Annotated in this window: 9 protein-coding genes, 2 tRNA genes and 2 pseudogenes; 9 read left to right on the top strand and 4 right to left on the bottom strand. The window is 63.4% G+C overall.

Annotation, left to right across the window (positions count from 1 at the left end; genetic code table 11):
* Positions 1-339: 339 nt before the first annotated feature.
* Together EV216_RS13915 and EV216_RS13920 are read left to right on the top strand one after the other, a co-directional pair.
* Positions 340-1,404, top strand: a pseudogene (locus EV216_RS13915) (IS30 family transposase); the annotation flags it as partial.
* A 27-nt stretch (positions 1,405-1,431) separates the two neighbouring features.
* Positions 1,432-1,855: pseudogene (locus tag EV216_RS13920) on the top strand (integrase core domain-containing protein); the annotation flags it as partial.
* A 93-nt stretch (positions 1,856-1,948) separates the two neighbouring features.
* Here the strand turns inward: EV216_RS13920 and EV216_RS13925 are convergent.
* A tRNA-Val gene (locus EV216_RS13925) sits at positions 1,949-2,024 on the bottom strand.
* A gap of 172 nt (positions 2,025-2,196) precedes the next feature.
* Here EV216_RS13925 and EV216_RS13930 point away from each other — a divergent pair.
* From EV216_RS13930 to EV216_RS13960, 7 genes are all read left to right on the top strand, one after another.
* A complete protein-coding gene (locus EV216_RS13930) occupies positions 2,197-2,406 on the top strand; it encodes a hypothetical protein (protein ID WP_132696139.1) in 210 nt (69 codons plus the stop codon).
* 543 nt (positions 2,407-2,949) lie between these two features.
* Positions 2,950-3,585, top strand: a complete 636-nt coding sequence (locus EV216_RS13935) for a recombinase family protein (RefSeq protein WP_132696140.1) — start codon at positions 2,950-2,952, stop codon at positions 3,583-3,585.
* A gap of 85 nt (positions 3,586-3,670) precedes the next feature.
* Positions 3,671-5,119, top strand: coding sequence for a class I SAM-dependent DNA methyltransferase (locus EV216_RS13940; RefSeq protein WP_132696141.1), 1,449 nt, complete (start codon positions 3,671-3,673; stop codon positions 5,117-5,119).
* A 29-nt stretch (positions 5,120-5,148) separates the two neighbouring features.
* Positions 5,149-6,270, top strand: coding sequence for a restriction endonuclease subunit S (locus tag EV216_RS13945; protein ID WP_165899250.1), 1,122 nt, complete (start codon positions 5,149-5,151; stop codon positions 6,268-6,270).
* A gap of 14 nt (positions 6,271-6,284) precedes the next feature.
* Positions 6,285-8,612, top strand: a complete 2,328-nt coding sequence (gene hsdR, locus EV216_RS13950; protein ID WP_132696143.1) for an EcoAI/FtnUII family type I restriction enzme subunit R — start codon at positions 6,285-6,287, stop codon at positions 8,610-8,612.
* 301 nt (positions 8,613-8,913) lie between these two features.
* Positions 8,914-9,408, top strand: coding sequence for an RNase H family protein (locus tag EV216_RS13955; RefSeq protein WP_165899251.1), 495 nt, complete (start codon positions 8,914-8,916; stop codon positions 9,406-9,408).
* Positions 9,408-9,965, top strand: coding sequence for a hypothetical protein (locus EV216_RS13960; protein WP_132696145.1), 558 nt, complete (start codon positions 9,408-9,410; stop codon positions 9,963-9,965). Before EV216_RS13955 ends, EV216_RS13960 begins: the two co-directional genes overlap by 1 nt.
* Positions 9,966-10,119: 154 nt before the next feature.
* Here the strand turns inward: EV216_RS13960 and EV216_RS13965 are convergent, their stop codons facing one another.
* From EV216_RS13965 to EV216_RS13975, 3 genes are all read right to left on the bottom strand, one after another.
* Positions 10,120-10,329, bottom strand: a complete 210-nt coding sequence (locus tag EV216_RS13965) for a hypothetical protein (protein ID WP_132696146.1) — start codon at positions 10,327-10,329, stop codon at positions 10,120-10,122.
* Positions 10,326-11,978 (bottom strand): DUF6538 domain-containing protein, encoded by a 1,653-nt coding sequence (locus tag EV216_RS13970; protein WP_132696147.1) that lies wholly within the window; start codon positions 11,976-11,978, stop codon positions 10,326-10,328. The genes EV216_RS13965 and EV216_RS13970 overlap by 4 nt, the downstream gene beginning before the upstream one ends.
* 91 nt (positions 11,979-12,069) lie before the next feature.
* A tRNA-Val gene (locus tag EV216_RS13975) sits at positions 12,070-12,144 on the bottom strand.
* Positions 12,145-12,284 lie beyond the last annotated feature (140 nt).

Here is a 12,284-nt window from a genome sequence, read left to right on the forward strand (position 1 = left end):
CAGGCTTCGCGCTCGATGCCCTCGAACAGGCTGTTCACGATCGCCGCCCGGTCAAGGGCGCGGGGCTCGTCCACCATTCCGACCGCGGGTCGCAAGGCGGTTTCAACCGGTCGTCGCAACACCCTGCTGATGGAGGTTGCGATGGCAAGATGCAAACGGAGATCCGGACGATCGACCAGGCGCAAGTTGCGCTCACCGGGGCGGCCGGGAGTGGCGCGACAGGCGGAGCGGCGGCGCTTCTGGTCCCTGATTGCGTTGGGTCTCTCCAGCGAGGACGCTGCTGCCCGGACCGGCATCTCGCAGCCGGTCGGAACACGGTGGTTTCGAGAGGCTGGCGGCATGCCCCCTTCACATCTGGCGCTATCCGCGCCGTCCCCGTCCCGGCGCTATCTGTGTCTGGAAGAGCGCGAGGAGATCGCTCTGCTCCTGGTGCAGAACGTCGGCCTGCGTGAGATTGCACGCCGTCTTGGCCGCGCGGCGTCGACCATCTCGCGGGAGATCCGTCGCAATGCCGCCACGCGCTCCGGCGGGTTCGAGTATCGTGCGACCACGGCCCAGTGGCATGCCGAACGCTCGGCCGAGCGACCGAAGGCAGCAAAGCTGGCAACGAACGCGGCTTTGCGGCAGTATGTGCAGGACAGGCTCTCAGGCCATATTTCGCACCCGGGCGGCTCGGTCGTTGTTGGCCCACCGACAACGTGGAACGGTCGACGACACGGACGGCGACAACCGCGTCGGTGGGCCAAGGCGTGGAGTCCGGAGCAGATCTCCAGCCGACTGTGCATCGACTTTCCCGGAGACGAGAGCATGCGGATCAGTCACGAGGCCATCTATCAGGCGCTCTACATCCAGGGGCGTGGCGCCTTGCGCCGCGAGCTCACGGCATGCCTGCGCACCGGCCGGGCGTTGCGTGTGCCCCGCGCCCGGACCGTCGGCCGGGGAAAGTCCTTCGTGACATCCGGGATCATGATCAGCGAGCGCCCGGCCGAAGCTGCGGATCGTGCTGTCCCGGGACACTGGGAAGGCGACCTGATCATCGGGCTCAACCGCTCCGCCATCGGCACCCTGGTCGAGCGACAGACGCGCTTCACGCTGTTGCTGCACCTTCCACGGATGCCCGGGCATGGCGAGGAGCCCCGCGTGAAGAACGGACCGCCTCTGGCGGGTCACGGGGCGGAGGCCGTGCGCGATGCCATCCTGCGCAGCATCGTTCAACTGCCCCGCCATCTGCGCCGATCCCTGTCCTGGGATCAGGGGGCCGAAATGGCCCGCCATGCTGAACTGACCGTCGCCGCTGATCTGCCGGTCTACTTCTGCGATCCTCAAAGCCCGTGGCAGCGCGGGACGAATGAGAACACCAATGGCCTGCTGCGCCAGTACTTCCCGAAGGGCACCGATCTCAGCCTGCACAGCCCCGATGACATCGAAGCGGTTGCCGCTGCACTCAACGGGCGCCCTCGAAAGACCCTTGGCTGGAGAACCCCGGCGGAGGCGCTGGACGCGGTGCTTGAGAAGGTGGAAACTGCCCATGTTGCGACGACCGGTTGAAACCGCCCAATATCTGTCCATCAAATACACCGAGAGGCTGGGCGAGGCGGGTATCGAGCCCTCCGTCGGCAGCGTCGGCGACAGCTATGACAACGCCCTGGCGGAGACCATCAACGGTCTCTTCAAGGCCGAGGTCATCCACCGCCGCGGGCCATGGCGCAATTTCGAGGCAGTCGAAATTGCCACTCTCGAATGGGTGGATTGGTTCAACAACCGCCGCCTCATCGAGCCGATCGGAAACATCCCGCCGACCGAAGCAGAGGCAAACTTCTACGCCGCTCTGGAAACTGAAGACATGGCCGCGTAACTCACCGAAATCAGCCTCCGGCAAACCCGGTGCGGTTCAGGCAGCCGGATGGACCTATCGTCATGTCAACGAGACCGGGAACAGGCCACATGATGGTGGGCGATGACGGACTCGAACCGCCGACATCCTCGGTGTAAACGAGGCGCTCTACCAACTGAGCTAATCGCCCACCCTGCAGCCTTTAGACCGGGGCGGCCCGCTGCCGCAAGCCCCCGACGGCAGAAACAGGCGTGCAAAACGCCCAGCGTGAACCGCCTGTTAACCAGTCTCGGCGTTTCCTTCGGAATGCCCGATTTCCGCCCGAAATTGTGGAAAGTCTCGACCACAAGGAGTTGTCGTCGATGGCCATCGCGTTCGTTCTAGTTTCCATTCTTTCCGGTGCCCTTTCCGCAATGCTCGCAGCGCTGGTTCTGGATGCTGGGCTGTTGGGCGCATTGCTGGCCTACTGGCTGGGTGGCATGGTGGGCACGATGGCGCTGTTTCTGTGGACCGCGCTGCGCCCCGATGTCAGAACCGATCCGCGCTGCGAAACCGACCGCGTAACGGTCTGACCGACCAACATCTTTCAAGGCCGCGCCCGCCCGACCAAATCCCTGAACCGAATACCCGCCACCGAAACGAAAAAGGGCGCCCGTCATGGACAACCTCGTCGTGTTCCGGTGGGTGATGAGAGATTCGAAATCTCTCGGAAGAAGCCCAGAACGCTGATTTTAAAAGATATTTTTGCAGCCTCGTCAACGCTTGTGTACCAGCGTCCTGCACTTGCTGTCAAAGCCAAATGAGTGCGACGACGCGGGCGAGCATCAGATTCTGACGGAAAAATTCGAGCGGCCGGAAGTCGACGCTTCGATGCCGCGCTTCCCCCGGGCCCCCTCCTGTTGACCTGACACGCGCCGACGGGATTACGGACGGCTTCGGCAACTCCCCGACAGGCAACGCGCCCAAGGCTGCTATCCCGGTGCGCCCAAACGTCCGATAGGGTATACCCCTGCGAACACGCCTCGCAGTCACGGAAAGGGTGTCCGTAAGCCTTGACTTCGATCAACGGACAGGCATTCTAACGGACAAAACCCTTACGAACACCAGGAGGCACCATGTCCAAGACCATCCTCTACGCCCGCGTCTCGACCGCGGATCAGACCCTCAGTCACCAGAGAGCACAGGCCGAAGCGGCGGGGTTCACCATCGACACGGTTGTTGCCGATCATGGCGTCTCGGGCGTCACCACTAGGCTGGCCGACCGCCCCGAGGGCAAGCGGCTGTATGACATGCTGCGCAGGGGCGACGTTCTCGTGGTCCGTTGGGTGGATCGTCTGGGGCGCAACTATCAGGACGTCACCGACACGATCCGGCACTTCATGCGCCAGGGCGTCGTGATCCGCACCGTCATCAACAACATGACCTTCGACGGGGCCACCACAGACCCCATGCAGGAGGCCGTGAGAGACGCGCTGATCGCCTTCATGGCGGCGATGGCACAGGCACAGGCCGAGGCGACGAAGGCCGCTCAGAGAGCCGGGATAGAGGCGGCGAAGGGCGATGGCGACCGCTACCGGGGCAAGAAACCCAGCTATGACCGCGCGGCCTTCACCACGGTTCAGGACATGCTGTCCGCCGGGGCCGGGGCGTCGGAAATCGCGCGGACGGCGGGCGTGTCACGCCAGACCGTGCTGCGGATCAGGGAAGACCCGGCAAAGGCCGAGGCGGCGCTGGCCCGCTGGGGGATGTGATCCTGCGTCGCTATCTGTCTTCGTTCCTTGCCCTGACCCGGCAAATCCGGGACTACTCGCACAAACTCCTATCGGTCGGAACAGCATGTACGAGAACGCCTTCAACAGCATCGAGCGCGCCCTTCGCGCCGAGGACGGCATCGCCAACGAGCTGGACTATGTCGAACAGACCTCGTGGGTCCTGTTCCTGAAATACCTGCACGATCTGGAAAGCGAACGGCGCGACCGGGCGGAACTGGAAGGCCGCGACCATGCCCCGATCATCGACGGGCAATATCGCTGGGACCGCTGGGCCGCCCCGAGGAAGGATGGCGAATTCGACCACAACGCGGCCCTGACCGGCGACGACCTGATCCGCTTTGTCGACCGCGAGCTGTTCCCCTATCTCGGCCGCTACCACGACCGCGCGACCGGCCCGGACACCATCGAATACAAGATCGGCGAGGTGTTCACCGAACTGCGCAACAAGTTCCGCTCGGGCTACATCCTGCGCGACGTGCTGGAAATCATCGACGGGCTGCATTTCAACACCCAGGCCGACAAGCACGAGCTGTCCGCGCTCTACGAAACCCGCATCCGGCGGATGGGCAACGCGGGGCGGAACGGCGGCGAATACTACACGCCCCGCCCGCTGATCCGCGCCATGATCCGCGTGGTCGATCCGAAGATCGGCGAGACGATCTACGACGGCGCCGTCGGCTCGGCCGGGTTCCTGTGCGAAGCCTACGACTACATGCGCCGCCCCGGCATCAGCGCGACCGATTACGACACGCTGCAACGCCACACCTTCCACGGGCAGGAAAAGAAGTCGCTGGCCTATGTCATCGGCATCATGAACATGGTGCTGCACGGGATCGAGGCGCCGAACATCGTCCACACCAACTCGCTCAACGAGAACGTGATGGACATTCAGGAAAAGGACCGCCACGACATCGTCCTTGCCAATCCGCCCTTCGGCGGGGGCGAGCGGCGCGAGGTGCAGCAGAACTTTCCCATCAAGTCGGGCGAGACGGCCTATCTGTTCCTGCAACATTTCATCCGCAAGCTGCGCGCGGGCGGCCGGGCGGCAGTGGTCATCAAGAATACCTTCCTGTCCAACACCGACAATGCCAGCGTGGCGCTGCGGCGCGAGCTGCTGACCGCCTGCAACCTGCATACCGTGCTGGACTGCCCGCAGGGCACGTTTCAGGGCGCGGGGGTCAAGACCGTGGTGCTGTTCTTCGACAAGGGCGAACCGACCCGGCGCATCTGGTATTACCAGCTCGATCCGGGGCGCAGCCTGGGCAAGACGAACCCGCTGAACGACGACGACATGGCCGAATTCGTCGACCTGCAACGGGGCGGCGTGACCGGGCCGAAATCCTGGATCGTCGAAGTCGCGGACCTGGACGCCCAGACAATGGATTTGTCGGTCAAGAACCCCAACGCCCCCGAAGACGCCCCCCTGCGCGACCCCGAGGCGATCATCGCCGACATGCTGGCCCGCGACGCCGAGACCGCGCAAATCCTCGAAGACATTCGGGGGATGCTGTGAAGGACTTGGCCAGGACGGGGTGGCGAACCGTGCCGCTGGCCGAGGTGGCAACCGTCATCAATGGGGGCACCCCGAAATCCAAGGTCGCCGAATACTGGGGCGGCGACATTCAATGGCTGACACCCAAGGACATGGGGCGGATGGACGGCCGCGAGATTGGCGAGACTCCTAGGAGGATTTCCGAAAGCGGTCTTTGCAATTCATCGGCCCGGCTGGTCCCGGCACGATCCGTCATCCTTTCGACGCGCGCACCGATTGGGCATCTTGCGGTGAACACGGTGCCTATGGCTTTCAATCAGGGATGCCGTGGGTTGGTGCCGGGCGAAAGCCTGGACCATCTCTACCTGTATTACTTCCTTCTGGCGAACCGCGCGCTTTTGGAAAGCCTCGGGACCGGCACGACATTCAAAGAGCTTTCAAGCTCCAACTTGAAATCTGTGAAAATTCCCCTCCCGCCCCTCGAAGACCAACGGCGGATCGTTGCGGTTCTGGACGAGGCGTTCGTGGGTCTGGCCCGCGCCCGTGCCCACGCCGAAGCCAACCTCGCCGACGCGCGGGAGTTGTTCTCGAACACGCTTTCGCATGAGTTCTGGAAGGAAAGCGGAAACTGGCCCGCGAAGTCAATTAGCGAAATCGCTGAAAACCTTGACCGGTTGAGAGTGCCGATAACCAAGAAAGACCGAAATCCGGGCAGCATACCCTATTACGGGGCATCGGGGGTGGTCGATCACGTCGCGGACTTCATATTCGATCAGGACTTGCTGCTTGTGTCCGAGGACGGAGCAAACCTGCTGGCCAGAACTTATCCGATCGCCTTCTCGATCAGTGGCAAGTCGTGGGTAAATAATCACGCCCATGTGCTTCGCTTCGCAGACCTCGATTCACAGGAATACGTCCGGCTCTATCTGAACGCCATTTCGCTTGAGCCATACGTGAGCGGCATGGCGCAACCGAAGCTGAACCAAAAAGCGCTGAATCGAATCCCGATACCTTGGCCCACCCCTGAAACACGCAGCGCCATCGTTGCCAAAGCCGCTTGGCTGAGTTCCCGGACCGAAGAATTGCATCAGCACTATTCCGGGAAAATTGTTCACCTCGACGCCCTGCGCCAATCCCTTCTGCAAAAGGCCTTCTCGGGCGGCCTGACCTGACCTAACCTCGCCCCATGTTCGACACCGAGACCGAAGCCGACACCCGCGCCACCCGCATCGACCCGGTGCTGCGCGCGGCTGGCTGGGGCACGGTCGAGGGCGCCCGCATCCGGCGCGAGGTGATCTGCCCCGGCCGCATCGTGCCCGGCGGCAAGCGGGGCGACCGGCTGGCCGCCGATTACGTCCTGATCTACCGCGACCAGAAGCTGGCCGTGATCGAGGCCAAGCGGGCGGGCCTTGCCCCCACCACGGGGCTGGCCCAGGCCAAGGACTATGCCGACCGGCTGGGCGCGCGGTTCGCCTATGCCACCAACGGGCTGGGCTGGTATCAGGCCGACATGGTCACGGGGGCCGAGGGCGATGTTGCCCCCTTCCCCTCGCCCGACGAGCTGTGGGCGCGGTGTTTTTCCGACGCCAACCTGTGGCGCGAGCGGTTCGGCGCGGTGCCGTTCGAGACGGCGGGCGGCAAGTGGGAGCTGCGCTATTACCAGCACCGGGCGATCAACGCCGCGCTGGAACGGATCGGCCAGGGCGACCGGCGCATCCTGCTGACGCTGGCCACCGGCACCGGCAAGACCTCGATCGCGTTCCAGATCGCGTGGAAGCTTTTCCATGCCCGCTGGAACCTGTCGGGCGAACCCATACGCCGCCCCCGCATCCTGTTTCTGGCCGACCGAAACATCCTTGCCGATCAGGCCTACAACGCCTTCGCCGCCTTTCCGGCCGACGCGGTGGCCCGGATCGACCCCGGCGCGATCCGCCGACGGGGCGGCGTGCCGAAGAACGCCAGCGTCTTCTTCACCATCTTCCAGACCTTCATGACCGGCGAGGGCGAGCCCAGCTACGAGGGCTATCCGCGCGACTTCTTCGACCTGATCGTGATCGACGAATGCCACCGGGGCGGGGCGAGCGACGAAAGTTCGTGGCGCGGGATCATGGAGTATTTCGCCCCCGCCGTGCAGCTTGGCCTGACCGCCACGCCCAAGCGGAAGCACAACGCCGATACCTATGCCTATTTCGGCGAACCGGCCTATACCTATTCGCTGCGCGAGGGGATCGAGGACGGCTTCCTGACGCCGTTCAAGGTGCGCCAGATGGCCAGCACAATCGACGAATATGTCTGGGACGGCCGCGACGAGGTGATCGCGGGCGAGCTGGACGAGGACCGGACCTATACAGAGGCCGATTTCAACACCCGCATCGTGATCGAGGAACGCGAGCGCAGCCGGGTGGCCGAATTCATGGCCGAAATCGACCAACGCCAGAAGACGCTGGTCTTCTGCGCCACCCAGGACCACGCGCTGCGGGTGCGCGACCATATCAACCAGATCAAGTCGAACCCGAACCCCAACTACTGCCACCGGGTGACGGCCGACGACGGCAAACCGGGCGAACAGCACCTGCGCGACTTTCAGGACAACGACAAGACCATCCCGACGATCCTGACCACCTCGCACAAGCTCTCGACTGGGGTGGACGCGCGCAACGTGCGCAACATCGTCCTGATGCGGCCGATCCGGTCGATGATCGAATTCAAGCAGATCATCGGGCGCGGCACCCGCACCTATGACGGCAAGGACTATTTCACGATCTACGACTTCGTCCGGGCGCATGAGAATTTCAACGACCCCGAGTGGGACGGCGAACCGATGCCCCCCGAAGGCCCCGCCCCGCCCCCGCGCGGCCCCGAAGCCGAACCGCCTACACCCCCGGAACCGCCCGAAGGGGGCGACGATGAGGGCGGCGGCGGGGGCGAGCCGCGCGCCAAGCTGGTGATCCGGCTGGCCGATGGCAGGGAACGCGAAATCTTCTATGTCGCCGCGACCACCTATTGGGGGCCGGATGGGCGCCCGATGACTGCGCAGCAATTCCTGGAACGCCTGTTCGGCGATCTGGCCGACATGATCGGCGACGAAGACGAACTGCGCCGCAAGTGGAGCGACCCGGACAGCCGCGAACATTTCGTGGCCCTGTTGGAACAGCGCGGCTACGACGCCGACAAGCTGGCCGACATGCGCCGCCTGATCGACGCCCCGGACAGCGACCTGTTTGACGTGCTGGCCTATATCCGGTTCACGACGCCGCCGAAGACCCGTGCCGACCGTGCGGACATGGTGCGCGGCGACGGTCTGGCCGAGGCCGATGCCGAAATGCGCGCTTTCCTGCTGGGTATCCTGCGGGCCTATGAGGACGTCGGCGAAAGCGAGCTGGGCAAGGACAAGCTCGGCGATTTCCTGACGGCGCGGTACGGGACATTGGCCGATGCCAAGAACGCCTTGGGGGACGTGCCGACCATCCGGCGGGCCTTCTTCGAAGTGCAGCGCGACCTGTACCGCCAGTAGCGGCCAATTAGGGCCTATCACAGGCAGATAAACGCATTTGGGCCCATCATCGGGAATAGGGCTCGTGGTGCCTCTACGAACAGTAGGCCGCGAGCCATCCTATACGCCCGACGACGGCTCAGCGTCGCGCTAGCGCCCGCCGTCACTCTTACAACTAACGCCCCTTCCTCATCGTCTTCCGCGAGGTGCTGCCGCTGCGGCCCTTTCGGTGTTCGCGGCATTTCCCCGACGGGATCGCTGCGCGGCACCTCGTGCGAGCCGATGGGCTCGACCATGCTCAACAACAAAGGAAATGCCCACCATGAACATCACTTTCGGCGCCGATGCGCTTCCCGACAACTGCGTCGTGATCTCGATCTTCGGCTGCTGCACGAAGAACCGCGGCCCCGGCGGCTACGCCACAACCGTCCAGGTTTTCGTGGACGCCAACGAAGCCGAAGTGACCATCGCACAAGGCAACGCGGCTGACACGACAAGCAACCGCATGGAGATGACCGCGTTGCTCGAAGGTCTGCATCGCGTCCCGGCCGGGTACGGCAAACCCGTGATTGTCTTGGCCAACAGCGATCTCATCGTCGGCGGATTGAACAAGTGGGGGCAGAGCTGGCTCCGCAATGGCTGGCACGGCAACAACGGAAGCGCCGTGAAGAACCGCGATCTCTGGGAACTGATATTCGGCGCCGCCAAGGGAAAGCGTATCTGCGCTCACAGGATCGCCCCCGCGCGGAAGACCGTGCTTCGTCCGATAGCCTTGGATCAAGCCCGTGCTGGCACACTGTCGGCCGAGGCTGCCTGATGTATCTCGACCGTAATCTCGAAGCGACGGGGGTTATCGAGGAAACCGCTGACACCAGAAGTAAGGTAGAGACGCCGGAAAGCGGATTGCGGTCATGCCGGGGATGCGGCACCGCGTTCAGACCACGGCGCTCAAATCAGCTTTCCTGTTCCAAGACATGCCGAGACAAGGTCGCCAAGCGCAAGGCGCGCAGGATCACGCCCGCGAATTCCTTGTGCAGCCCGACCAAGCGTCGCGCGAATTTGGAGCTGCTGGACCGTGCCCGTCGTCTCGCGGAAATCCTGTACACCCTCCCCCCGCGCGAACGCCTCGGCTTCGTGAAGACCCTCGTTGACCAGGCACGAACTGGCGATGGGAAGCTCCGCGAGGTGCTTACGAACCGCTTCATCCTTCGGCCTGAAACCGACATGCGGTCCTTGTTCCATCGTGGCTCGCCCAGATCCTATCTGACAATCGCCCAGGCCGCGAACGAGTACTGCTGGCGGTTCTGGAACGCCGACGTCCGCAGCGTGGTCTATGGCCTCGTCAGCGAGCCCGAGACCGGCGAAGTTGCATGATCGCCGAGACCACACATTTGAGGGCTTTGCCCTTGGTGGCGCCGTAGGCGGCTGCTAACCCACTGACCCCGCTTCACTCCCAAAGGGTGCCCGTACCATTATTATGGTGTCAGCGCTTTTTGGTCGGGTGGGCGGGGCCGTGCGCTGAGGTCGGTCAGTCGCAAACAATGAAGCTGCCCGACCCGCGGAAGTCGTTCCAGACGGTCGGGTCTTTGCAGACGGTTCTCCCGGCCTTCTGGACCGTGTATCCCTTCAAGACGCCGTTCGTCGGCACACTGACCGCAAGCGGCTGCATTCCTTGCGCGATGGTCATTCCGGCGACCATGACCGCACCCACGACAACGCCAACGCCAAATCGCATCATGCCAGTTTCTCCTTGTGATCGGTGGCTTCCTTGGGCGCTATATCACTCAGGAAAGCGGCGATTTTGCGCATTTCCTTTGCAAGTCCCGGCAACATTACCTCGCTCTTGCCATAACCGGCACTCGACCCGCCCCCGGACCGGCCGGTTATGTAGAGCCGCGCCGCATCGCTCATCCCTGCCACCAGCGCCTTGTCTTCAAACAAATGGCGCCAGCCGTGGCTAGGGGCCATTTCCTTCCGCTTGAGTCCGACATCCTCCCGAACCCAGGTCGAGACGTTCGAGCCGGACCTTCTAGGGAACATGGGGTTCGGATCGTTGCCACCGTGCCCGGTCACGAAGTCGATCAAGCCCTCCGCGATCAGGTCTGGATGTACCGGAACGCGGCGCTCGCTGTTCCAGTTCTTGAGGGTCTTCCCACCCATCGTCGTCAGGCGATAGAACCAGTCTCCACCAATATGGAAGAAGTCGCCGGGACGTAGTTGCGCAACCTCATTGATCCGCGCCCCTGAATACGCACAGAGCCACGGAAGCCACCGCAGGTCTGGCCGCAGTTCCTTCCGGGCTGCGCGCAAGATGGCCTCCGCTTCCTTCAACGTGAGAGTCCGCTGATCGCTTGGCACGGGCGCATGAGACGGCAGTTCGACAATGCCCAAAGGGTTGCCGTAGGGGAACAGCTCGCCGGTATGCTGTATGATGCCGCGAGTTATGACGGTCCTGACGTTCTGGATGTACTGGGCGATGGTGCTGTTCGACAGCTTCGCCTCGGCCAGCATCGCGTCCCGCCACGCCTTCCCCTCTTGGGCCGTGACGGTCGTCACATCATCGTTTCCCCGAAATTCGGCGAAGGCAGCGGTGTGCAGACGGTACTTTCGCTCGGTGCTCGGACGCAGCGGTGTCGCATCGCGTCCGCTTGCCCTTGACGCTGCCCAGTCGTCGATGACGGAACCGAAGGTGATCGACGGCGCCGCCTTGTCTGTAGTCGGCTTGGCCGATGGCCGCTGGCCTTTGTTCGTCTTCGCCGGCTCGACATACTCAGGGTATTTGTTGGTCGTCCCATCGTCGGAGTAATCGCCCGATGCCTTCGCCAGATTGATCCGTCCCGCATCGGTCATGGCCTCGGCAACGTGCTGCAAGAGCCGGGGCCGTGACTCGTCGGCAACGAGGATTCCCTTTGCGCGCAGAAGGGCATCGGTCATCCCTCCGAAGCGGCGTTCAAGGCTGGCGGCGACATTGGCCTCCTTGCCGATCAGCGGCATCGGGCTGAGGCGTCCGTCCAGCGCGGCCATGTCCGTTTTCTGAACCTTTTCCCACATTTCGACGTTGCCGGGTTCTTCGTCCCATGCGTCGATCCACGCCGCGCGCAGCGCCCCGGCCAGCGCCAAGGACTGCTTGTGGGTGAGTGGCTCAGGTCCGCTTCTGATCGCCTCCCAGTGCGCCTCTACGGCCGCATAGGCGGTTGCAAAACGGCGCTTCGCTTCGGCCCCGTCCTTGGTCCTCAAAGAGACCTTCACCGGCCCCTTGATCGTCACGGAACGGAAGACCCCTTCCACCGGCACGGAAATGACGGTGCCCTTGACCTTCTCGGCGACGTCAACGGGAACATGGACGCGCAAGTAGTAGGTCGATCCGATCAGGATCGGCTTGGGCATTCTGATTCTGCTCATGTACCACCTCTATGCACCAATGCACCGAGACTTTTGCCTTTATCGGCAATACCTTAGCAAAATCAATGGCCTGAGATGGTGGGTGATGAGAGATTCGAACTCCCGACATCTTCGATGTGAACGAAGCGCTCTACCACTGAGCTAATCACCCGTGGCGCGCTTGTTAGCCCGTCTCTGTCGGCTTCGCAAGGGGGGTCTTGCCCTGCCCGACGCCGCAGGGGACAGATCGTTCCGGGGCCTGCCCCTCGACCACAAAGGCCTCGAACGACGAAAGGCGCGCCACATGCGGCG

The sequence above is a fragment of the Rhodovulum steppense genome, from assembly GCF_004339675.1.
Taxonomy (GTDB): Bacteria; Pseudomonadota; Alphaproteobacteria; order Rhodobacterales; family Rhodobacteraceae; genus Rhodovulum; species Rhodovulum steppense.

Excerpts from the sequence above, each read along its gene's own strand:
- EV216_RS13930 (WP_132696139.1), top strand. The coding sequence starts at position 2,197 with ATGGCCATCGCGTTCGTTCTAGTTTCCATTCTTTCCGGTGCCCTTTCC.
- EV216_RS13935 (WP_132696140.1), top strand. The coding sequence starts at position 2,950 with ATGTCCAAGACCATCCTCTACGCCCGCGTCTCGACCGCGGATCAGACC.
- EV216_RS13940 (WP_132696141.1), top strand. The coding sequence starts at position 3,671 with ATGTACGAGAACGCCTTCAACAGCATCGAGCGCGCCCTTCGCGCCGAG.
- hsdR (WP_132696143.1), top strand. The coding sequence starts at position 6,285 with ATGTTCGACACCGAGACCGAAGCCGACACCCGCGCCACCCGCATCGAC.
- EV216_RS13955 (WP_165899251.1), top strand. The coding sequence starts at position 8,914 with ATGAACATCACTTTCGGCGCCGATGCGCTTCCCGACAACTGCGTCGTG.
- EV216_RS13960 (WP_132696145.1), top strand. The coding sequence starts at position 9,408 with ATGTATCTCGACCGTAATCTCGAAGCGACGGGGGTTATCGAGGAAACC.
- EV216_RS13965 (WP_132696146.1), bottom strand. The coding sequence starts at position 10,329 with ATGATGCGATTTGGCGTTGGCGTTGTCGTGGGTGCGGTCATGGTCGCC.
- EV216_RS13970 (WP_132696147.1), bottom strand. The coding sequence starts at position 11,978 with ATGCCCAAGCCGATCCTGATCGGATCGACCTACTACTTGCGCGTCCAT.